At 70.2% G+C, this 22,053-nt stretch carries 16 protein-coding genes; 8 read left to right on the plus strand and 8 right to left on the minus strand.

The annotated features are described in order from the left end of the window. Window positions 1–75 precede the first annotated feature (75 nt). On the minus strand, window positions 76–2,109 hold the full coding sequence (locus CX1_RS07365; protein WP_060925481.1) for a M13 family metallopeptidase: 2,034 nt from the start codon (window positions 2,107–2,109) through the stop codon (window positions 76–78). A gap of 111 nt (window positions 2,110–2,220) precedes the next feature. Here CX1_RS07365 and CX1_RS12415 point away from each other — a divergent pair, with 111 nt between their 5' ends. From CX1_RS12415 to CX1_RS12425, 3 genes are all read left to right on the plus strand, one after another. Continuing rightward, on the plus strand, window positions 2,221–2,886 hold the full coding sequence (locus CX1_RS12415) for a hypothetical protein (RefSeq protein ID WP_146780677.1): 666 nt from the start codon (window positions 2,221–2,223) through the stop codon (window positions 2,884–2,886). Further along, window positions 2,883–3,755, plus strand: coding sequence for a PrsW family intramembrane metalloprotease (locus CX1_RS12420; protein ID WP_052753013.1), 873 nt, complete (start codon window positions 2,883–2,885; stop codon window positions 3,753–3,755). The genes CX1_RS12415 and CX1_RS12420 overlap by 4 nt, the downstream gene beginning before the upstream one ends. 170 nt (window positions 3,756–3,925) lie before the next feature. Further along, entirely contained in the window at window positions 3,926–5,308 is a 1,383-nt protein-coding gene (locus CX1_RS12425) for a glycoside hydrolase family 25 protein (RefSeq protein WP_113570013.1), read from the plus strand. 231 nt (window positions 5,309–5,539) lie between these two features. Here the strand turns inward: CX1_RS12425 and CX1_RS07385 are convergent, their stop codons facing one another. The 6 genes from CX1_RS07385 to CX1_RS07410 all read right to left on the minus strand — a co-directional run bounded on the left by CX1_RS07385 (window position 5,540) and on the right by CX1_RS07410 (window position 15,136). Beyond that, complete coding sequence (locus CX1_RS07385; protein ID WP_255217648.1) at window positions 5,540–6,619, minus strand: TIGR00730 family Rossman fold protein; 1,080 nt, start codon at window positions 6,617–6,619, stop codon at window positions 5,540–5,542. 160 nt (window positions 6,620–6,779) lie between these two features. Next, a complete protein-coding gene (locus CX1_RS07390) occupies window positions 6,780–10,166 on the minus strand; it encodes an arabinosyltransferase domain-containing protein (protein WP_060925482.1) in 3,387 nt (1,128 codons plus the stop codon). A gap of 26 nt (window positions 10,167–10,192) precedes the next feature. Next, window positions 10,193–12,187 carry a galactan 5-O-arabinofuranosyltransferase gene (locus CX1_RS07395; protein ID WP_060925483.1) on the minus strand — a complete coding sequence of 665 codons (1,995 nt, stop codon included), beginning with the start codon at window positions 12,185–12,187 and terminating at the stop codon, window positions 10,193–10,195. Window positions 12,188–12,405: 218 nt separating this feature from the next. Next, window positions 12,406–13,167, minus strand: coding sequence for a decaprenylphospho-beta-D-erythro-pentofuranosid-2-ulose 2-reductase (gene dprE2, locus CX1_RS07400; RefSeq protein WP_046649538.1), 762 nt, complete (start codon window positions 13,165–13,167; stop codon window positions 12,406–12,408). Between the two features lie 110 nt (window positions 13,168–13,277). Further along, window positions 13,278–14,747 (minus strand): decaprenylphosphoryl-beta-D-ribose oxidase, encoded by a 1,470-nt coding sequence (dprE1, locus tag CX1_RS07405; RefSeq protein WP_046649537.1) that lies wholly within the window; start codon window positions 14,745–14,747, stop codon window positions 13,278–13,280. Between the two features lie 161 nt (window positions 14,748–14,908). Next, window positions 14,909–15,136 (minus strand): hypothetical protein, encoded by a 228-nt coding sequence (locus CX1_RS07410; protein WP_046649536.1) that lies wholly within the window; start codon window positions 15,134–15,136, stop codon window positions 14,909–14,911. A 24-nt stretch (window positions 15,137–15,160) separates the two neighbouring features. On the opposite strand from CX1_RS07410, the gene CX1_RS07415 reads away from it, so the two are divergent. The 5 genes from CX1_RS07415 (at window position 15,161) to CX1_RS07435 (ending at window position 20,931) form a co-directional block, all read left to right on the plus strand. After that, entirely contained in the window at window positions 15,161–15,784 is a 624-nt protein-coding gene (locus CX1_RS07415) for a hypothetical protein (protein ID WP_052753010.1), read from the plus strand. 413 nt (window positions 15,785–16,197) lie between these two features. After that, window positions 16,198–16,914 carry a hypothetical protein gene (locus CX1_RS07420; protein ID WP_082719218.1) on the plus strand — a complete coding sequence of 239 codons (717 nt, stop codon included), beginning with the start codon at window positions 16,198–16,200 and terminating at the stop codon, window positions 16,912–16,914. Window positions 16,915–17,169: 255 nt separating this feature from the next. Continuing rightward, window positions 17,170–18,219 carry a DUF559 domain-containing protein gene (locus CX1_RS07425; RefSeq protein ID WP_146780674.1) on the plus strand — a complete coding sequence of 350 codons (1,050 nt, stop codon included), beginning with the start codon at window positions 17,170–17,172 and terminating at the stop codon, window positions 18,217–18,219. Window positions 18,220–18,387: 168 nt separating this feature from the next. Then, window positions 18,388–18,990, plus strand: a complete 603-nt coding sequence (locus CX1_RS12830; RefSeq protein WP_244465375.1) for a GtrA family protein — start codon at window positions 18,388–18,390, stop codon at window positions 18,988–18,990. Between the two features lie 51 nt (window positions 18,991–19,041). Next, complete coding sequence (locus CX1_RS07435; RefSeq protein ID WP_046649534.1) at window positions 19,042–20,931, plus strand: glycosyltransferase; 1,890 nt, start codon at window positions 19,042–19,044, stop codon at window positions 20,929–20,931. On the opposite strand, the gene CX1_RS07440 is transcribed toward CX1_RS07435, so the two are convergent. Continuing rightward, window positions 20,928–21,998 carry a glycosyltransferase gene (locus CX1_RS07440; RefSeq protein ID WP_046649533.1) on the minus strand — a complete coding sequence of 357 codons (1,071 nt, stop codon included), beginning with the start codon at window positions 21,996–21,998 and terminating at the stop codon, window positions 20,928–20,930. The genes CX1_RS07435 and CX1_RS07440 overlap by 4 nt on opposite strands. Window positions 21,999–22,053 lie beyond the last annotated feature (55 nt).

A 22,053-nucleotide genomic window follows, 5' to 3' on the forward strand; every position in this document is an offset into this window, starting at 1 on the left:
GCGACAGGCCCGGACGTTGGCTCCGCCCGGGCGCCCGCTCCGCTTGGACGGGCCGCGCCGCGCCTGCGCCGCCGGCTACCAGATGGTCACGCGCTCCGCGGGGTCGCGCCACATGCCATCGCCGGGCTTCACGTCGAAGGCGGCGTGGAACTCATCGATGTCGGTGACGATGACGTTGCAGCGGAACTCCGCCGGCGAGTGCGGGTCGATGGCCAGGTACTGGCGGCTCATCTCGGGGCGGATGGCGGTGCGCCACACCAGCGCCCACGACAGGAACAGGCCGCGGTACGCCTCCGGGTCCTTCTCCACGGACGTGTCGCGCCCCTGGTCGGCGAGCCAGCGGCGGTACGCCACCACGGCGATGCCCAGGCCGCCGAGGTCGCCGATGTTCTCGCCGAGGGTGAACTTGCCGTTGACGCCGACGCCGGTTTCGCCGCGCTCGCGCAGGCCGGTGGGCACCAGCCCGTCGAACTGCTCGACGAGCTTGTCGGTCAGCCCCTCGAACGCCGCGCGGTCGGCGTCGGTCCACCACTGGTTGAGGTTGCCGTGGCCGTCGTACTGCGAGCCCTGATCGTCGAAGCCGTGCCCGATCTCGTGGCCGATGACCGCGCCGATCGCGCCGAAGTTCTCGGCGGCGTCGGCCTCGGGATCGAAGAACGGGGGTTGCAGGATCGCCGCGGGGAACGTGATGTCGTTGACCACGGGGTTGTAGAACGCGTTGACGGTCTGCGGCGTGGCGAACCACTCGTCGCGGTCCGCCGGCTTGCCCAGTTTCGCCACTTCGTAGTCGTGGCCGAATGCGGAGGCGGCGCGGACGTCGTCAAGCAAAGTGCCCGTCAGCTCCAGGCCCTCGTAGCTCCGCCACTTGTCGGGGTATCCGATCTTCGCCTTGAACTGGCCGAGCTTCTCCAGCGCGCGCTCACGGGTGTCGGGCGTCATCCAGTCGAGGTCGGTGATGCGCTCGCGGTACGCCTCGATGAGGTAGTCGACCAGCTCGAGCATCCGCTCCTTGTGGGTCGGCGGGAAGTGGCGGGCGACGTACTCCTTGCCCACTTCCTGGCCCAGCGCGCCCTCGACCAGGCCGACGCCGCGCTTCCACCGCGCCCGCAGCTCCTCGGCGCCGGACAGGGTCTTGCCGTAGAACTCGAAATTCTGCTCCACGAACGCCGCGCCCAGGTACGGCGCCCGCGCCCGCAGCACGCGCCACAGCGCCCACAGCCGCAGGTCCTCCAGGTCGGTGTCGCGCCACAGCGCCGCCAGGTGCTCCAGGTAGGAAGGCTGCATGACGACGATCCGCTCCACCCCGGCCGAAGCGTCCGATTCCGCGCCCGCCCCCGCGCCGACCTCCGCGCCGACGCCCATCTGCGCGAACCAGCGCGCCCACGGGTAACCGGCGGGCAGGGCGGTCATGTCGGTGAGGTTGTAGGTGCGCACGGCGTCGCGGCTGGCCACGACGTCCCAATGGCCGGACGCCAGCGCCGACTCGAAGTCGACGATGCGGCGGGCGGCGTCGGCGAGGTCGTGCAGCGGGAAGGAATCGAGGCCGTCGAAGCCCTCGAAGTTGCCCGCCGACACCGTCGAATCCTCCAGCAGCTGCAGCATGGACTCGACGTGTTCCCGGTAGGCGGCCAGCGTCTCGGCGTGGGATTCCTCGCGGTAGTAGGCCTCGTCCGGCAGGCCCAGCCCGGACTGGACGAGGTAGAGCATCGCCACATCCGAGGTGGAGTCCTTCTCCACCCAGAACGCCGCCGGGCCGGTGACGCCGGTGCGGTCCAGGCGGCCCAGCGCCTCGGCGAGGTCGTCGCGGTCGTCGACGTCGAGCGCTGCGATGTCCGGCGCCAGCGCGTCGATGCCGGCGTCCTCGATCGCGGCCTCGTCCATGAACGCCCCGTAGAGTTTTCCGATGCGCGAATCCGCCGGCGCATCCTCGACGATCGCCCGGACGGCTTCCTCCGACTCCTCGCGCAGCTTGTGGAAGGCGCCGTCGACGGCGCGGTCGGCGGGGATGACGTGCGAGTCGATCCATTCGCCGTTGACGTGGCGGTACAGGTCGTCGGCGGGGGAGGGGGCCGTGGTCGGGCTGGTGGCGTTCGCGTTCTCGTCTGTCATGCGGCCCAGTGTAGGGACGGGGCCGGATCGGGTGTTCGACAACGGCGTGGCCGGGAAGTTTCGGATCTGAACAGTGCTCAATTCCGCCGCGCGGCATGGCATCATGGGCGGATGAAACCGAACCGATTCAGCGGCACCTCGCACCGCACGGTGGCGCTGGTGAGTGCCGTCGCGCTGGCCGCCACGCTCGCACCCGTTGCGTTGGCCGCCGGGCTGTCCTCCGCCAAGGGCGAGGAGGCGGAGGTCCTCGAGAGCGTGCGCACGGTCACCCTCGGCGGCGAAGACGCCTCCTACAGTGCGCTTTTCGACGTCCGGGACGGCGCCCCCGACTGCGACCGCGCCACCTCGTTGACCGTGGGCGCCCACGAATTCACCTGCGACGACGTGACCATCGAGACGCGCTCCGCCGAAGGCGTGGAGGACCTGCCCCGCTTCGGGGTGCGCGCCATCCGCGCCAAGACGTTCTCGGACTCGCCCGCCCCGGAGATGCGCGCCGCGGAGACGCCGCGGGCCCCGGGCCTGCTCGCGTGGTCGGGCACGCCCGTGACCAGCCTCGACGGCGTGACGCACCAGGTTATCGTGCTCGGCGAGGAGGGGACGGCCGACGATCGCGTCGGTGCGGATCCTGCCGATCCCGCCGGTTCGGGCGGAGAGGCCGATTCCGGCTCCGCCGAAGGCGCCCGCGGTCTCGTGGCCATCGTCTCCGGCGACGCGGAGGACGTCGACGACGCCACCGCGACGATCCTCGCCGACGTGCGGAAGGGCGAGGGCCGATGATCGATCGCACCTCCCAAATCCGCTGGGCCTTCCTGATCCTGGTCCCGATCATCGCGGCGGGCGCGGCCGTCAATGCCCTGACGCTCTTCGCGTTCGGGCGGGTCACGCCGCTGTCGCTGCTGTTCGGCACGTTGATTTCGGCGGCGGTCATCGGCGTCGTCTGGTGGGCCATGTCCCGCTCGGTCCTGTGGCGCCCCGCCGGCGCGTGGCCGCTGCTCGCGCTGGCCTGGGGAGCGCTGGGGTCCTTCACGTTCATCCTCGTCGCGGGCGAATCGATGACCACCATCGCCACCGCCGTCGGTTGGGAAGCCGCCGAGGCGTCGCTGGCGGGCGCGTGGCCGGAGGAAGTCGGCAAGTCGCTGGGCATCGCCCTGATCCTGCTGGCCCTGCCGCGCCCGTGGAATCGCCCGTGGGACGGCCTGCTGGTCGGCATCTTCGTGGGCCTGGGCTTCGAGCTCATCGAAACCGTCCAGTACGGCGCCGCCGGCGCACTCGACGACGCCAACTCCGACGTCGACGGCCTGCTGTTCATGTGGTTCGTCCGCGCCGTCGCCGGCCCCGGCCTGCACGTCTTCTTCTCGGCGGTGGCGGGGCTCGGCGTCGGCATGGCGCTGCTGCATCCCCGCTTGACGACGCCCGCCCGCTGGACGCTCGGCCTCGGTGGCCCGTTCGCCGCATTCCTCATGCACTTCCTGTGGAACTACTCGTGGCCGACCAGCTGGGGCGCGTGGCCCATCGCCGTGATGTGGCCGCTGTATCTGGCGGCGTTGATCGGGTGCTGGCTCGTCGCGAAAAAGTTGGCGCGGCAGTCGGATCATCTGCGGCGGCCGGATTCCGTTCGCCGCAGAGGCTCCGCGGTGCCGTCGTAAAGCAGTGCCGTCGCAGAACATCGGCGCCAACAAGTACGGCGGCGTCGTGAATCAGCGGCGTCGTAAAGCTCGGTGGGTGAGGGAAAACCCCAGCGCATATACCGGGAGGGGTTTGTTACTCGTGTTGCCAATGTGACTAAAGGGGCGTGAGTGCCGTATAGTTACGAGTCATGAACCTCCGCACCGTGACCTTCCCCAAGTCCCGGCCGCGCTCGGGAGCCCGCCGCGGCCGCGCAGGCGCGATCGTCGCCCTCGCCGCCGCCCTGCCCATGGCGCTGGGCGTCCTGGCGCCGGCCCCGGCCGAGGCCTTCACCGCGACTTCCCCGACCGGCATCGACGTCTCCAAGTGGCAGCGTCCCGGCGGCGTGAAGCTCGACTGGGAGAAGGTCGCCGCCTCCGGCGAGCAGTTCGCCTTCATCAAGGCCACCGACGGCCTCGAGGGCCTGAGCCCCTTCTTCGCCGAGGACTCCAAGGCCGCCTCCGACGCCGGCCTGATGATCGGCAGCTACCACAAGGCCCACCCCGACCGCGACGCCGTCGTGCAGGCCGACGCCTACGCCGAGGCACTGAAGCTGCAGCCCGCCGGCGCCCGCACCCTGCCGCCCGTGCTCGACCTCGAGCTCGATGCCGGCATGACCCCCGCCGCCCTGGAGAAGTGGGCGTCGGCGTTCCTGCAGCGCGTGGAGCTCAAGACCGGCGAAATGCCGATGATCTACACCTACCGCTGGTTCTGGGTGAACAAGATGGCCGACACCACCGGCCTCAACGGCTACCCGCTGTGGCTGGCCGCCTACCAGGACCAGCCGCCGACGGACGTCCCCGGCGGCTGGAACGAGCCGCTGTTCTGGCAGCGCTCCAGCACCGGCGTCGTGCCGGGCATCAACACCCCCGTCGACCTGAACACCTTCAACGGCACGAAGGCGCAGCTCGAGGGCCTGAGCAAGGGTGGCTCCGCCAACGGCGTCAACGGTCGGGGAGCCGGCGACGCCACCGCCTCTCCCGAGACCCGCGGCGAGCCGAAGAGCGAGGCCGAGGCCGCCGGTGCCGAGCGCGCCAAGGACGCCGCCGACACCGGTGCCGACGCCAAGACCGTCGCCCCGCCGCGCGACCGCTCCGCCGACGGCGATGTCATCGGCGGCACCACCGACGACGCGAACGACGACGCGACCACCGCGCCGGAGTCTCCGCTGGCCACGGCCGAACTGGTTGACGCCATCATCGAGGCCATCCAGGGCGGCTCCTCCGACGCCGACTTCGACGACAGCATCGCCGCCGTCCGCGACGCCGCCGAGGCCGCGGGCCTGGACGCCGCGCAGATCGACACGCTCATCGCCTTCCTGAAGCAGGCCATCGAGTCGGGCAACGTCCCCGAGGGCCAGCTCGAGGAGATCGGCGAGAACGCCCCGACCGCCGACGAGGCCGGCCAGGCCGGAGACACCATCGGCGGCGACGATGCCACCGCCGGCGAGGGGTCGTCGTTCGATCCGGATCAGGTCATCAAGCTGGCCACGTACTCCGACGTGGTCGCGCTGCTGGCCGGCGCCTCGCGCTAAAGGCGCATCTCGGGCGGGCCGGTTGGCTTTACGACGGCCCGCGCCCACCCGAACACCGCCCGTCATCGGGGTCCTGGGGAAGGGACCCCGGTCGACGGCGGCCAACACATCACCGCATCACCGACGCGCCGTCGGGGCCCTGGGGAAGGGGCCCCGGCGGCGCGTTCGTGTGCGGTGAGGGTGCCGCGCAGTCGTCCGCACAGTCACGCCCGCCCACTCACGCCCGCATGGTCATCCCCACTTCGTGCCGGGCGCCCGCCACGTGCACAGCGCCGGCAGCAGCTCGGCGGGGTCCTCCACGACGATGAGCGAATCCAGGTGCTTGCGCTGGATCAGTCCGCCGTCGACGAGCGATTCGATCAGCGCCACCAGCGGCCGCCAGAACCCGCCCGGCCCGACCAACGCGACGGGCTGCTGGTGGATGCCGATGTGCTGGCGCGTCCACACCTCGAAGAATTCCTCCAGCGTGCCGGCGCCGCCGGGCAGCGCGATGAACGCGTCGCCGAGCGCGTACATCCGGTCCTTGCGCTGCGCCATCGTGTCCACGGTCTCCAGGTGGGACAACCCGCGGTGGGCGATTTCGCGGTCGCGCAGCAACGTCGGGATGACGCCGGTGACGCGCCCGCCCTCGGCCAGCGCCCCGTCGGCCACGGCGCCCATCAGGCCGATCGACGCGCCGCCGTAGACGATCTCCACGCGTTCGCGCCCGAGCTCCCGCCCCAGCTCCTCCGCCGCCGTGCGCCACGCCGGGTCGGCGCCGTCGGTGGAACCCGCGAACACGGTCACCGCCGAAATCTCCCTGGCCGGCGCCCCGTCGCGAAGCCGCGGCAGCGTGTGGTTGGCCAGCATCGGCGCCAGCCGCCCGGTCGGGAAACGCGGGTCGACCCACCGGACTTCCTCGATCTCCGCCTGCGGCGACACCTCCGGCACCGCCCCGAGATAGCGCTGGTGATGCCCCACCACCGACCGCCCCGGCTCATTCGCCGCGGCATCGGCGACGACGCCCCAGTCGGCCAGCTTCCCGGGGTCCAGCTCCGCGCCGAGTTCCTCGCGGAACTCACGGATCACGGTCTCCGCGGGCGCTTCACGACGCCGCCCATCCGCCCCGGCGATCTCCTCCGGCTTGCCGCCGGGGAGCATGAAGCGGTCGGTGCCGGCCTTGCGGACCGTCAGCACGCGGCCTCGATCGTCGGTGACGACGACCGCCGCGACGAGGATCGGTGCGACGCCTTCGTCGTCCTGGCCGCTGCCGTGCCCGAAACCCTGCCCGCCGGCGTCGCCGCCCTGCCCGAAACCATCGATGTTGCTCACCGCCCCATTGTCCGTCATGCACGCGGACGCCGCTGCCCCGCCCCGGGCGGACCCGGAAACGGCGGAACCCGGGCCCCTCCACGGTGCGGGAGGGACCCGGGTTCACGGGCCGGAAGCGGGTGGGTGGGCCGTCGTCAAGCGACGGCGCGCCCGGGAGGAACTAGTCCTCCTCCGCGATCATCGGCCCGGGCGACCACAGGCCGGAGCGGGTGATCTCCTCGTGGTCGATGACCGCCGGCTCCGGGCGGACGCCGTCCGGGTTCGGGCGGGACTGCAGCGCCTCGACGATGCCCCAGTCACGGTTCCAGTCGTGGTTCTGGTACGCGGGCACCGCCACCGACTCGTTGACGGCGTCGGACATGCCCAGCACGCCACCGGCGCTCAGCGACATCCACGTGTCCGTCGACGACACCTTCAGGTCGCGGTCCGGGGTGATGCGGAACTTCGGGTTCTCCGCCACGCCGGCGAAGTGGTCGAACGGGCGCTGGCACGGGAACTGGAACGCCACCGCCCAGTCCGGGATGGTCGGCACCGACGCGTCGATCACCTGCGGCATCGGCGTCAGCTCCGCCAGACGCGGCGGGGTGACGGCGATCCACTCGCCCTTGGCCAGGTTCTCGTCCTTGACCACCAGGCGCACCGCGGTGGCCTCGGCCGGGATGTCGGCCGTGGGGAAGCGCAGGTTGCGCCACGTCGGGGCGGGGCCGATGTCCATCGGCTCGGACTCGTGCAGCGTGATCCACTCCGAACCGTTCCACTGGCCGTACTGGGCCATCAGCGACTGGCCTTCCTGCTCAACGCCATTGATGTCGTGGTGGTAGATGCGGCCGGCGGCCGAGACCACCAGCAGCGGGTGCGACTCGGAGCGCTCCGGCAGCTCGTACCAGGAGGTCTCCAGCGAGCCCGGGACCTGGACCTCCTCGCTGTAGGAGCCCAGCACCGGGATGCGCTCGCCGTCGAGGTCGAACGGCAGCGTCGCGCGGGACTCGTTGACGCCGGCCTCGGCCTCGAAGCCGCCCTCCGTCGACGCGCCCTCGCCGCCGGAGACCCAGTTGGAATCCGGGTTCTCGCTGCGGTCGGTGTTCGACTGGCCGTCGTTGACCCACACCGCGTCGGCGGTCATCTCCGACGGCAGGCCGTTCGGGGTGAAGCCGCGGGCGTTGCCCTCCGGGTCGAGGGAGTCGCCCAGGGACACGCCGCCGACCGGGGTCAGGAAGCCCTGGTTCGGATCGGTCTCCATGAGGACGTCCTCGGCCAGGTTGCAGGTCTGGCCGGTCAGCGCGCGCAGGTTGCCCAGGCCGACCGAGTAGGCCGGGTACTGGGAGACGAAGCCCTTGCCCAGGCTGAGCACCGAGAAGATGACCACCATGAAGGAGACCACCGCGAACGGCGAGGCCGCGACGGTGCCCAGGCGCAATCGCGCCGCCAGCGTCGACGGCTTGCGGTCCTTGCCGCGGAACTCCTGCACGAACTGCAGCACCGCACCGGCGGCGAGGGTGAGCAGCGCGATGACCATGACGATGTTGCCGGCCTCGACGCCGCGGAACTGGACGGTCTTGTCGAACCACGGCACGCCGTACGCCGACACGTACCACCAGCCGTTGATGCCCATCAGCGAAAACGCCAGCAGGAAGATCGACGCGCCGGCGAAGAGCACCTGGTTGCGGCGCGAGCCGACGGCCCAGTGCGAGATCGCCATGGCGGCCAGCGCGGCCAGCGCGGCGCCGATGCCGGCGTACACGCCGAAGTGGTGGGTCCACTTGGTCGGCGTGAAGGTCAGGAAGAACATGGTGCCCACGTACATGAACACCAGGCGCATCGACGGCGCGGCCAGGGCACCGGGGACGGTGCGGTGGCGCAGCAGCGCGGCGACGGTGATGGCCAGCGCCATCAGCGCGGCCAGCACGGCGAAGCGGCGGGTGAAGGAACCGTCGACCGACTGGAGGATCATCCAGTAGTAGCGGATGGGCTCCTCGTACCAGGGCATCGACGGGCCGATGGCGCCGCGCACGCGGATGGACTCCAGCACGGAGGCCAGGGTCTGGTCGCCGAACACCGCGACGAGGATCGCGGTGCCCGCGGCCAGGAACGGCATGGTCTGCATCAGCGGGGCCGCGGCGCCGCCGCCGAGGGCCTTGTGGCGCTCCACGACGATGCGGACCAGCACGGGCAGGCCGGCCAGCAGCGCGGCGATGGCCATCAGGCCGGTGGGGCCGCAGCTCAGCGACAGCGTGGCGACGACGACGCCGATGGCGGCCGGGAACAGGCGGCGGGTCAGGATGGCGCGCTCGATGAACACCCACGTCAGCAGGGCGCCCAGGGCGACGACCGGCTCGGGGCGCAGGCCGTTGTTGTACGGCAGCCAGAACGCCAGCAGCACGCCGGCGGCGGACCAGTAGGCCACGCGGCGCTCGGCGATGTCCCGGCCCAGGCGCGGGATGATCAGGCGGGAAAGCACGAACCAAATCGCCAGGCCGGCGATCAGCGCGGGCAGGCGCATCCACACCGACGCCGTGGACACCTTGACCATCAGCGCCAGCAGGTCGTAGTACGGGGCGCCGAACGGCGATTCGGGGGCACCGAACCAGCGGTAGTAGTTGGCCATGTACCCGGACTCGTCGGAGACGCGGGCCATGGTGAAGATGTAGCCGTCATCGGAGGTGTTGGCGCCGATGAAGTGCCAGACCAGCAGGATGAAGCCGACCAGGGCGTCGAGCGGGCGCAGGCGCCAGGCGTCCTTGCGCAGCCACGGGGTCGGCGACGAGCCGTCGACCTTGTCGATGCGCCACAGGGTCCACAACGACACCAGGGCCAGCAGCAGGCCGAGCCACATGACGATGTACTTGATGATCGTCGGCTTCGACGTGTACCGGCTGTCGATCTCCATGTCGACGTTCAGGCCCGCGGCCACGGCGGCCGCCGCGTCGCCGTCGGCGGGCAGGGAGGTGTAGATGCCGACTGTCTGCGGCCGGATGTCCTCCTCCACGACGCCGCGCAGCGGCTCGCCCTCCTCGTCGACGGCGCCCTCGACGAACGCCTCGGTGGACTCGTGCGTGGAGCGGATGGACAGGATCCCGTCCCGGTTCGCCTCCAGCTCGTCCTGGTTCAGGGACAGCACCGCGCGGTCGCGGACGACGACGTCGACGGAGCCGTTGACGCGGCGGACCTGCAGGCCCTCGGCGGTCGGGTCCTTCGAATCCGGCGGCAGGGTGCCGACCAGCAGCGTGCGGCCCTCCGGCAGCTCGTCGACCAGCGACAGCGGCACGTCCATCGACAGCGAGATCGGGGCCTGCGCCATCAGGGGCGCGTCGACCGAGTTCAGGCTGTCGTTCTGGGGCCAGCTCAGCGACGACTGGGTCTGGGTCACCGGGAGGAAGGGCAGCGCGACGAAGCACAGGAAACCGATGATGCCCGCGGCGATGGCCGCGAGCCGAACGCCCTTGGTGGGCTTCGGTCCGTCCATCGGCGGGCGTTCGATCCGGTCCACGGTCACCACGGGTTCGTCGAGATCCGGGCTCCGTTTGATTTCACTGGTTTCGGCAGACACGGAAACACAGTTTACGGAAAAGGCCCCTATTGCCTAATCAGGATGACAAAAGGTCCCTTTTGGGTGACCTCCCAATGCTTCTCGAACGCGGCCGGATCGAAGGCGACCCCGCGGAAAAGGACGTTGGGGTTGTTGGGATAGATGTCGTCGGCCAGGTCGATGGTAAAGCGCCCGTCGGGGTCGGACGCGTCGCCGCGGACGATGATCGCGTCGGGCCCCCGCCACGGGTCGGCGTCCATCGCGTTGACCAGTTCGTCGGGGTCGGTGATGGCCGCCCATTCCTCGATGGCGGCGTTGCGCCGGTCGAATTCGCCCAAGGGGTTGGCGTAATGGCTGGTCAGGGCCTGGAACGAGTAATAGGGGAAGAACGCCTGGAAATTGCGCTCATCCGTGAGCACCACGGACTCCGTCGGCTCCAGCCCGGACTCGCGCAGGACGCGGTCGATTTCGGGGAACCACTTGCCGGCGTCGGGCGCGAAACGGTCGGCGCGCTCGCCGTATCCGTCGGTGTCGGTGTGGGCCAGATCGATCGGCCCGTGGAGGCGGGTGGGGATCGACTGGGCGTAACCGACGCCTGCGAGCAAGATCACCATCGCGAGTACGGCGCTGATGGCGCGCGCGGCGGCGGGGCGCACGGCGGCGGGCCACAGCTTTTCGACCCCGTTGAGCTTCATGTCGGCGATGGCGAACACGCCGGCCGTCGCCAGCATCAGGGTGATCGGCGCCTCCAGCCGGAAGCCCAGCAGGGTCCGCCCGGCCAGCGTGGCGATCATCGACGCGACCACCCAGCCGTACATCACGGCCAGACCGATGATCATGGCCCGGGTGTCGGGTTCGAGCACGCGCACCATCATCCAGATCAGGCCCAGCAGGCACATCAGGCCGATGACCGACGCGGCGAACATGGGCAGCGGCACGCGCGCGCCGTTGTCGGGCAGGTAGTTCATGGCGGTGGCGCCGGACGACGCCGCGCCGGTCAGCGTGGCCCACAGGTAGGGGGCCCATACCGTGGCGGCGATGAGCATGGAACCCGCGCCCATCAGAACGAGCTTTGCGACGGGCCGCCAGGACCTCTCCGCCGCGCAGACCGCGATGGTCAGCGTGATCACGATGAGGGCGCCGACGGCGGTGTGGAGCGTGTAGAACGTCGCGGAGAATCCCAGGAAGACGATGACGCCGACCGTCGCCGACCACGCGCCGGCCAGTGCGCGGCGGGCCATGACGGCCAGCGGCGGCAGGCCCATGGCCACGACGGCGGCGTAGGGCTCGTCGGCGGTGGTGGAGATGGCGATGGCCGTCGTCAGCAGCGCGATGCCCGCCGCCACCGGCAGCGAACCGGACAGCCGCTGCCACACCGGGACCAGCAGGGAACCGCCGGCGGCCAGGGTGATCAGCGCCCACGGCTGGAAGACCTCCCAGCCGGGGATGCCCAACAGGTCGGCGAGGCGGCCGCCGGCCAGGAACCAGCCGGCGGGGTAGTACGACGGGACGTCGATGTACGCCATGTCGTTGAGCCCGAATTCCGCGGTCATGCGGGTCAGGTATTCGGTGCGGAACTCCTGGTCGACGCTGATGCCGTCGAGGTACAGGCGCGTCGACCCCAGCGGGATGGCCAGCGTCGACGCGACCAGCGCGGCCGGCGACAGGTAGGACACGACGTAGGTGAGCAGTTCCATCCAGCGGGGGCGGGCGCCGGCGCCGCGGGTGGCCCAGAACCACAGCAGCACCGTGACGGCCAGCAGCAGGACCACGGTCACGGCGGAGGAGATCGCCCGCGTGACCATCGATCCGCCGAACGCCGGCAGCGAGATCCGGTGCAGCACGAACCACGCGACGAACGCCACGATCGCGCCGCCGACGGCAGCCGCGATCATGCCCAGCGCCGCGTGCTTCAGCGACAGCTGGTCGTCGGCGAAGACCTCGCCCACGGGGTCCGTGGCGAACGGGTTGTCCCGGTGGTCGTGCGGGGCCTTCGTTGCCGTGGCCGCCGTCGGGCTCGGCGGCGCAGTGCTTTCTGACATGGGACCAGTCTCCCACACGGCCCGGACCCCGCCACCGTTGCTTTACGACGGTCCGGCGCCCACGTGAATGCCGTGCCCCCCGTTCATCCCGTCAGCTCGTTCATGGCGTCAGCACCGGCGGCGTCGCATCCTTTCCGCGTGCGCCACCACGCTGAGCTCTTTCGCCGCGTGGCGCCGTCGGTGGCCGGATCAGCGGGCGCCCGCGCCGTGGCAGCGGCCTAGATCGGCAGCTTGCGGAAGATCGGGCGCGGGATGTGCTTGAGGATCATCATCACCCACCGGAACGTCGGCGGCGCCCAGACCAGCGACTTGCCGGCCTCGACGGAACGCACGGCCAGGGCCGCGACGTCTTCCTTGTTCACGGTCAGCGGCGCTTCCTTCACGCCGGCGGACATGCGGGTGCGCACCTGTCCCGGGCGGATGACCAGGGACTTCACGCCGTACTCCTCCAGTGCCTCGCCGAGGCACAGGTAGAAGCCGTCGAGGCCGGCCTTGGTCGAGCCGTAGACGAAGTTCGAGCGGCGGACGCGTTCGCCGGCGGCGGAGGACATGGTGATGAACTGGCCGTGGCCCTGCGCCTTGAACTTCTGGCCGACCAGCACGCCGACCGACACCGCGCCGGTGTAGTTGACCTGCGCGATCTGCACGGCCTTGCGCTGGTTCTGCCACAGCTCCTCGGCGTCGCCGAGCAGGCCGAAGGCGACGATGCAGATGTCGACGTCGCCGTCGGCGAACGCCTCGTCGATGACGCCCGGGTGGGACTCGAAGTCGGTGGCGTCGAAGTCGATGACGCGCACGTCGGAAGCGCCGGCGGCGCGCATCTGCGCCTCGGCGGCCTCGCGGCCCGGGTCACCGGGAAGCGCCGCCAAGGTGACCTTGGCGGGGCCCTTCTCCAGGAAGGCGGCGGAAATGGCGAGGCCGATCTCGCTGGTGCCGCCGAGCACCAGGATGGACTGGGGGACGCCCACGGCGTTGATCATGTTCGTTGCTCCTTGGTTGTGGCCGGATGGCCGGGAGGGTGACCGTCGCAAAGCGGGGTGTGCTTTGCGACGCCCACCGGCAATCGGATCGATTCTGGAATCGAGGGCGTCTAGCGCAGCTCGAGGCGGCGGCTCATGTCGGACTCGAACACGCCGGTGGGGTCGATGTCGTTGCGGATGCGCAGCCACTCGCCCATTTCGGGGTACATGGCGTGGAAGTGCTCCGCGGAGGTGCGGGACTCCTTGGCCAGGTACAGGCGGCCGCCGAACTCCATGACGCGCTTGTCCAGTTCGTCGAGGAAGGGGCCCAGGCCGCGCTTGATTGGGAAGTCGACGCACACGTTCCAGCCCGGCATCGGGTAGGACAAGTGGCCGCGGTTGCCTTCGCCGAACAGCTTGAACACGTTCAGCGCGGAGTAGTGCCCGGACTTCTGGATGTCGCGGACGATGTCCTTGAACGGCTCGACGGCGTCCATGGGCACCACGAACTGGTACTGCAGGAAGCCCTTGGAGCCGTAGCCGCGGTTCCACTCACCGATGAGGTCCAGCGGCTGGTAGAACTGCGTCAGATTCTGGACCTGGTTCTTGTAGCGGCCCGACTTCAGCCACCACAGTTCGCCGATGGCGACCATGGACAGCTTGTTCATGGTGAACGACGGGAAGATGTCCGGCACCGTCACCAGCTGCGGGGCGTTGAACTTCAGCGGATCCTTCGCCAGCTTCGGGGCCAGCTCCTCCAGCTGCGCCAGCGTGGCCAGCGAGCCGCGGGAGATGGCGGCGCGGCCGAGCTTCGGCTCCGGCGAGATGGCGTCGAACCACGCGGAGGAATAGGTGTAGTTGTGCTCCGAACCGTCGGAGTGGAACGCCACCGTCTCGTCGAGGTCGGCGGTCAGGTCGCCGTCGGCGATGAAGTACGCGGTCTCCGTCTTGGTCATGCGGATCTTCGCGCGGAGGATGATGCCGGTCAGGCCCATGCCGCCGACGGTGGCCCAGAACAGTTCGCCCGACGGGTCGTCGTCGGAGCCCTCCGGCTCGAGGTGCAGGATGCGGCCGTCGGCGACGAGCAGTTCCATCGACGCGACATGGTTGCCGAAGGAACCGGCCGAGTGGTGGTTCTTGCCGTGGATGTCGGGGCCGATGGCGCCGCCGATGGTGACCTGGCGGGTGCCCGGCAGCACCGGGACCCACAGGCCGTAGGGCAGCGCGGCCTTCATCAGCTGATCCAGGGTGACGCCGCCGTCGACGTCGACGATCGCCGAATCCGGGTCGATCGAGTGGATCTGGTTGAGGGCCTGCATGTCGACGACGAGGCCGCCGGCGTTCTGGGCGGGGTCGCCGTAGGAGCGGCCCATGCCGCGCGGGATGATGCCGCGCTTGAGGTGCGACGGCTTGCCGTCGTTCTGCTCGGCGACGGCGCGCACCGCGTTGGCGATCTCCGTCACGTCGGAGGTGGAGAGCACCTCCGCGGTCGAGGGGGCGGTGCGGCCCCAGCCGGTGAGTTTCCTGGCTTCTGTGGAGACGGCTCCGGGGGCACCGTTCGAAGCGTCGGTGCTGGACGTGCCGTTGTTGTGTGCAGACATCACCGCACACGCTACTCCCGGCCGCATGAGTCCACAGGGGGGCGCGCCCCGGGAGTGCGCCTAGAAATACCTGAGAATCCCGGCAGCACCGGGGTTTTCCGTCCCTTTTGCTTTGCGACGGCCCGCGTGGCGCGTGGGCGTCGCAAAGCAAAGGAAGCGGCCTACAGGTCCATCAGGTCGCGGATCTCCTGCGGCAGCTCCTCCTGGGAGGTGATGGTGGGGCCGTCGTACTCCTCGAGGAGCCGGTACACGCGGGTGCGGCTGACGCTGTCGAGCAGAGGCAGCTCCTGGGCGACCAGGCGCGTCATCTCCGACGACATCGGGGTGTCGGTGTGCTCCGCGGCGATGTAGACCGGGTCTTTCTTCTTCTTCCTCAGGAATCCGAACATGACCGTGAGGTTATCCTGTTGCCCATGAGCGAGGACAGCGCCACCGAAGCGGGCACCGACGCCGCGACCGCCACCGACGCCGCCGGGGCCGCCGGGGCAACGGCTCCGACGACCATCGCCGTCGTGGGCGCGCCGGGCGAATCCGGCGAGATCGCGGTGTGGCACGTGCAGCTCGCGCCGCAGTTGACCGGCGACCGGCTGTCCGGCGCCTGGCTGGTGGACCCGGCCGCCGACGCCGCCGGGGCGACGCTGGCCAACCTGTTCGCCGGGGCGGCGGTGCTGGCCGTGGGGGAGGAGGTCGACGTCGTCAAGCAGACCCCCGCGCCCCGCGTCGACCTGGCCGCGACCGTGAAGGCCCTGCGCGGCCACGTGAAGGAGCTGAGGGACCGCGTCGCCGAGGAGAAGGCCAAGCCCGGCAAGGACAAGCTGGTGTCGCCGCGCTTTCCGACGGTCGCCGACGTCGAACCCATCGAATTCGGCCACGTCGGGGAGGCCGCCGCCGGGCCCGTGCTCGCGTGGGCGCGCGGGCTGGAGGAGCTCACCGCGACGTGGTCCGAGCTGGAATCGCAGCGCCGCCGGCGTGACTACCTGCGGGAACCGTGGGGTGCGGAGTCCCGCCCCGTGCCTCTGGAGTACGCCGCGGACTGACCCCGCCGCGAGGTGGGGAGGGGCTTCGGGGCACGGCGGGGTTCGGGGAGCGTCGGTACGCTTGGGGCCATGTCGACGGACACCGACAACGTCATCGCCTTCCCGGGCGTGCGCGTGGCCGCGGAACCGGCCACGCTGATCATCGGTGCCGTTTTGGCGGAGGAGCCCCAGGTGGTGCACCGGCAGTTCGGCATCAACGACCGGCTGACGCTGCGGGAGCTTTCCGACGCGCTGCGCGTCATGTTCGGCTGGCCCGGCGAATCCGCCCCGACCAAGTTCACCCTGGAAGGCTCGACGGGGATCGCGGGGGCGCCGGGGTTCGACGCGGGGATGAGCGTCAACGTGCCGCTGGACACCGTCATCGGGGACGTGCTGCAGGACGTCGGCGACACGCTGACCTGGCACTGGGGGTTGTGGGACCACCGGCTCGACGTGCGCGAGGCCTTCGCCCGCGACGAGGCGACGCCCTGTGCATCGGCGGATCGGGGACCATCGACGGGCTGTGGCGCGGCGGCCGCGTCGCCAACGTCGCGGGGCCGGGTGGTGCCGGCCGGGGCACCGGCCAGGGCGGGGACGGGGACGCCGGTGCTGCTGCGGGAGATCCGCGAGGCGGCAACGCCGGCAACCCGGGCAGTGCGGCGGGCGGACCCGACATCGCCGCCATCAACGAGCTGCTCACCGGCGAACAGTCCATCCGCAACACGCTGGCCACCGCCCGCGACGATGTCGTGGACCTCATCGAGCGGTCCGGCGTCTTCGAGTTCGTGCCCCTGCTGCAGGCTCTGGATCTGCGGCGCAACCCCGGCTGCGCGTGCATCGCCGATGACTGCGACCGCATGCGCGTCCTGCCCGCCGAGGACGCCGACGACCACGCCGGCCGCGACGCCGCGCTGGCCACCCTGCTGTGCCTGTCGGCGCTGACCGACCAGGACATCCGCCACGACGTCACCTCGCACGTCATGGATGCGCTGGGGTGGGTCGCCGACGACGGCACGCCGTTGACCGGCGAAGACGTCGAGGAACTGTGCTCGGCGACGTGGGCGGTGCTGGAGGAGGTCGGGGTGGTCGGCGACGAGCAGGTGGGGGTCGTGGAGAAGCTCGACCTGCTGCGCGAGGCCCTGCGGCGCTGACCTGGCGGCCACCCCTGCAAGCGCTTTTCCACCTCTGCGTGTCCGGATGCGCAGGATTCTGCCCGACTTAGTGCCTGAATCCTCCAGAGTTTTAAAGAGGGAATCCTGACCTGCGGTTTTGTGGACCGGCAAATGAACTCTGGAGGATCTGAGCACTAAGCTCTCGCCGAGGACGCCGCTCGATGGCCGGATTGGCCCGCCGCCCCCGCCGAAACTCGTCATGCGGGGGCGCATCGGCCGTGCGAGAGTCTCCGCGTGAATCAATCCACGGGGGACCACGGGGAAAATCGCGGCAAGACAACGCAGTCGAAGTCGGTGAAGCCGAAAAGACGCAAACGCCTCCGCGAAATCGGCGGCAAGCTGACGGGCATCCAGCCGGGCACCATCCGCACGCGGCGCCAACTCCTTGACGGCGGCATGACCCGCCTGGAGCTCGAGCGAGCGCTGGCGAACGGAACGATCGCCCGAGTCGAGCGCGGGCGATACCGCTTCGAGGTCTCGGGCCTGCGGACCCGGATGGGCCTGGTCCTCGCGGTGGCCCCGGACGCGGTCTTCTCCCACCGGGTCGCGGCGCATCTCCACGGCCTGCGGAAACGGGAGCCGGATTACATGGACGTTGTCGTCCCGCCGTCGCGCCGGGACGTCGCCGGGTGCCTGACCAGGCGACGCGAGTCCGTGCAGGTCAACACGATCGACGGCGTGCCGGTGACGTCGCTGGCGGAAACTCTCGTCGATCTTCTCGAACTGTGGGGTCCCGAGGTCGTGGCGGACGCGCTCGACCGGAAGCTGCCGACGGCGGCGTCGCGAAGCAAACTTGTGCATGACCTCGAAGAACTGCCCGCCCACCAGCGCAATCGCCTGCGCCCTCTGGTCGAGTGGGCCCCGGAGCGCCGGCGTTCGCTGAAGGAGGGGCGACTGGCGCGTGCGCTGAACCTGCGCGGCTACGAAATCGAGCTGAACCAGTGGATCGGGCCGTACGAGTGGGACCTCGTGCATGTGGCGGCGCGGCTGGTCATCGAGTTCGATTCGAAGAAATTCCACATGGACGAGGACGTTTTCCGCGAGGATCGCGCGCGACAGAACAACCTCGTGCGCAGGGGTTTCGCGATTCTGCGCTACACGGACGATGATCTGTGGCTGCGTTTCGACGAAGTCGTCACCGAGATTGCCCGCACCATCGATCAGCTGCTCGGCGGCCCGCGCGTCGAGGGGGAGTGGGACGTGCGCCGGTGCCGCGACCTCTATTTCGAGCGCTGGGACCGGTTGGAGCATTGGGAGCGCGATCGCGAGTGGGCCGGGGCCTGACGACTTGGGCGGAGGCTTAGTGCTCGGATTCTCCAGACTTTTTGCGTGGGGTCCCGCGAGCTGGGGTTTTGTGGCAGCGATTTTGGGGTCTGGAGGATTCGGGCACTAAGCCCGTGGCGCCGGGTGGTTTTGTGGCGGGCGGCGCGCGGTGGCGTAGGCTTCCGTTCCGTGAACAAGGCCCACGACGACTCCACCAGCGACGACCGCGCGAACGATGCCGGCCGCAATGCCGCGAACGCCGCCGAGGGCAACGGCGGCGCGACCGGTGACGTGAACGACTCCACCAGCGCAGATTCGACCCGCGGCACCGACGGCATCCGCGCCGAGAAGTCCGCGACGGCACCGCTGGCCGACAAGCCGCGCGACGATCACGGGCTGATGGTGCAGATGACGCGTTTCATCATCTCCGGCGTCATCGCGGCGGTGGTCGACTTCGGCACGTTGATCATCATGAACTGGGTGTTCGGCGTCGACCGCACGGTGTCGAAGGCGGTCGCCTGGGTGTTTGGCACGATCACGGCGTACATGATCAATCGGCGGTGGACGTTCAAGGCGGAGGCGTCGGGGAAGCGTCTGGCGGCGGTGGCGGCGCTGTATCTGACCACGTTCGCGGTGCAGAACGCGATTTTCTGGGCGGCGCCGTTCCTGCTGGTGGATCAGTGGGGCTGGGGCCGCGGGTTGAGCGACACGGTGGCGTTCGTCGTGGCGCAGGGCGTGGCCACGGTGGTGAACTTCATCGTGCAGCGCACGGTGATCTTCAAGGTCGAGTAAAGGCGGGCGAGTCCGATGGGCGGTTCGCCGCCCGGTCGCTACCCTGGGGCCGTGAGCAACTCCAGCGATGACGCCGATTTCACCCCCGATACCACCGCAAATGCCGCCGAGGGCATGACCGTCCAGCGCGTGCTGTTCGCCCCGCCGGCGGACTGGATCGACCCGGACCTGTACTTCACGGTCAAGGGCGCGGACGGGGCGGCCGGCTCGGCGACCCCGTCGCGCACGGCGATCGAGCTCGGGCCGCGGACCACGGTGGCCACGGACACGTACTTCGGCCGCTTCCGCGCCTCCCAGTGGCAGCGGTGGACGACGGTGCCGGAGGTGACCATCCGCGGCCGCGTCCGCGGCGACGTCCGCGTCCGCGCGTACACCGAGGACATCGGCGGCCACCTGCGCCTGGAGGCGTCGCACGCCCGGGCCACCGCCGCGGACATCGCCACCAGCCCGGAGTCCGACATCGCGCTGACGGTCCCGCTGGACCGTTTCGCCGACGGTGGCGCCATCCACGTCGTCGTCGATTCCGGCGACGCCGGCGGTGCCGTGGAAGACCTGCGCTACACCGTCGCGGCGGATCAGGTGCGCCGGGACATCCCGACGGACATCGTCATCTGCTCCTTCAACCGCCCCGTCGACTGCGCCAACACCGTCGCCACGCTCGCCGACGATCTCGCGGCGCTCGAGCGCGTCCGCACCATCCGGGTCGTCGACCAGGGCGACCAGCACCCGGAGGACCAGCCCGACTTCCAGCGTGCACGGCGGATCCTGGGTGAGCGCCTGAACGTCGTCAAGCAACCCAACCTCGGCGGTGCGGGAGGCTTCTCGCGTGGCATGCGCGACGCCACCGCGGCCGGCGACTGCCAGATCCTGCTCACCGACGACGACATCCGCCCCGAGCCGGAGACCACTTTGCGGCTGTCGGCGCTGGCGTGCTGCGCCGCGAAGCCGATGCTGCTCGGCGCGCAGATGCTGTTCCTGTACAACCCGACGCACCTGTTCCGCACCGGCGAGGTCTTCGACTGGAAGTCGCTGACCGTGCTGGAAAACGACGACCTGTACGCCAAGGCCGACGTCGACGTGCGGGAGAACCACCAGCTGCGCCGCCTCGGCGTGGACTACAACGCGTGGTGGACGTGCTTGGTGCCGTCGCAGGTGGTCGAGGAAATCGGCCTCGCGCTGCCCCTGTTCTTCCAGTACGACGACATCGACTTCGGGTACCGGGCCGCCAAGGCGGGCTTTCCGACGGACACCGTGCCCGGTGCCGCGGTGTGGCACGCGGATTTCTACTGGAAGGACGTCGAGAACGCGGCGCAGTACTTTGGGTTGCGCAACGGGCTGATCGCCACGTCGGTGCACGGCCCGGTCACCGCGAAGGACGTCGTGGGCACCGTCACCCGTCGCATTCTGTCCAACATCGTGTCCATGCGCTACGGCCTGGCGTGGACGCAGATGGAGGCCGTGCGCGACATGCTGCGCGGCCCGTCGGTGCTGGACCAGGCCTCGCAGGGCGACTTCGGGCGGATCTCCGCCGGCCGCGCCGAGTACCCCGAGACGAAGCTGCTGCCGCTGTCGGACATGCCCGCCGGCCTGTCGCCGGTGCGCCCGCCGACGCGGGAGATCGCCAGCGACGACCGGACCTTCGCCAAGCGCGTCGCCTACACGCAGATGGGCAAGAAGCGCCCGGGCCCCGTGGCCGTGGCCTTCGAGGACGCGTTCTGGTGGCACATCTCCACCTTCGACGAGGTGTGGGTGACCGACGCGTCGCAGTCCGGCGTGCGCCACCTGGTGCGCGACCGCGACCGCGAGCTGAAGCTGCGCTCCGAGCTGATCGGCCTGATGGGCCGGCTCAACTCCGAGTGGGATTCCATCCGCGACCAGTGGCGCGGCGCGGTGCCGCAGCTGACCGCCGCGGACAACTGGGAGAAGTTCTTCGGGGCCTAGTCGTCCTTCTTCGGCTTCGGGTTGAAGCGCTCGAAGTTCTCGCGGCGGCCGCGGCGGTGCAGCGCCCACCAGCGGACGAAGCCCGGCACGTCACGGCGCTGGATCAGGAAGAACCACGCGAAGCGCGCGTACTCCTGGGGCAGCAGCTTGCGCATGCCCGGCTGGCTCATCAGGTAGCCGCGGTTGCGGTAGGTGAAGTAGCGCTTGAAATCGTCCGCCGGGTACTGCGTGTGCATGCGGCCGCCGAGGATCGGGTGGAACTCCTCCGTGCCCGACGGGTGCAGGTACGCGGTGGTCAGGCACGTGCCGAAACGCAGGCCCGACCGCGCCAGCCGGCGGTGGAACTCGACCTCGTCGCCGCGGATGAACAGGCGGTAGTCCGGCACGCCGAGGCGCTCCAGCGACTTCGCGGTGAACAGCGCGCCGTTGAACAGGCTGGCGATGCCCGGCAGCAGGTCATGCTCGCCGTCGGTGCACTGCAGGTCCTCCGGCAGCGCCACGCCGGTGGCGGCTTCCTGGTCGGCGAATCCGGTGAACCAGACCCGGCCGTCTTCGTCCTCCACGCGGGGCAGGTTGGGGTTGGCGCCGTCGGAAAGCAATTCCGAACGATTCCGGCGCCACGTCAGGCCGCGGCGCAGGGGAAACGCCAGCTTGTCGGGGTCGTCGATGTTGCAGACCACCGGCGACACCTGGTCGAGTTCATGGCGCGCGGCGCAGGCGTGGAGCTTCTCCAGGACGGTGGTGTCCTCGGGGCGGCCGTCGTCATCGGCGCACCAGATCCAATCGGCGCCGAGGCTCAGGGCGGTCAGCATGCCGAACGCGAAACCGCCGGCGCCGCCGAGATTCGTCTTCGACCCCAGGTAGATCGTCTGCGGGCCACCATCGGCGCTGGCGTCGAGCGACTGCACCACGGTGCGCACGCGCGGATCATCGCCGTTGTCCACCACGATGACCCACTCGGGGGCGTGGGATTGCCCGACGAGGATCTCCAGGGAACCGGTCAGCTCCCGCAGGCGGTTGTGCGTTACGACGACGACGGCGGTGCTGCTCTTCGATCCCTCGGTCATGGCGCCATCTTCCCACAGTGCCGGCGGGCGGCCGCGTGACGGGGCCGGGTCGGGG

The sequence above is a fragment of the Corynebacterium xerosis NBRC 16721 = ATCC 373 genome (assembly GCF_001552415.1).
Taxonomy (GTDB): Bacteria; Actinomycetota; Actinomycetes; order Mycobacteriales; family Mycobacteriaceae; genus Corynebacterium; species Corynebacterium xerosis.

Coding starts and splice junctions, on each gene's coding strand:
- CX1_RS07365 (WP_060925481.1), bottom strand. CDS start 2,109: ATGACAGACGAGAACGCGAACGCCACCAGCCCGACCACGGCCCCCTCC.
- CX1_RS12415 (WP_146780677.1), top strand. CDS start 2,221: ATGAAACCGAACCGATTCAGCGGCACCTCGCACCGCACGGTGGCGCTG.
- CX1_RS12420 (WP_052753013.1), top strand. CDS start 2,883: ATGATCGATCGCACCTCCCAAATCCGCTGGGCCTTCCTGATCCTGGTC.
- CX1_RS12425 (WP_113570013.1), top strand. CDS start 3,926: ATGAACCTCCGCACCGTGACCTTCCCCAAGTCCCGGCCGCGCTCGGGA.
- CX1_RS07395 (WP_060925483.1), bottom strand. CDS start 12,187: ATGTCAGAAAGCACTGCGCCGCCGAGCCCGACGGCGGCCACGGCAACG.
- dprE2 (WP_046649538.1), bottom strand. CDS start 13,167: ATGATCAACGCCGTGGGCGTCCCCCAGTCCATCCTGGTGCTCGGCGGC.
- dprE1 (WP_046649537.1), bottom strand. CDS start 14,747: ATGTCTGCACACAACAACGGCACGTCCAGCACCGACGCTTCGAACGGT.
- CX1_RS07410 (WP_046649536.1), bottom strand. CDS start 15,136: ATGTTCGGATTCCTGAGGAAGAAGAAGAAAGACCCGGTCTACATCGCC.
- CX1_RS07415 (WP_052753010.1), top strand. CDS start 15,161: ATGAGCGAGGACAGCGCCACCGAAGCGGGCACCGACGCCGCGACCGCC.
- CX1_RS07440 (WP_046649533.1), bottom strand. CDS start 21,998: ATGACCGAGGGATCGAAGAGCAGCACCGCCGTCGTCGTCGTAACGCAC.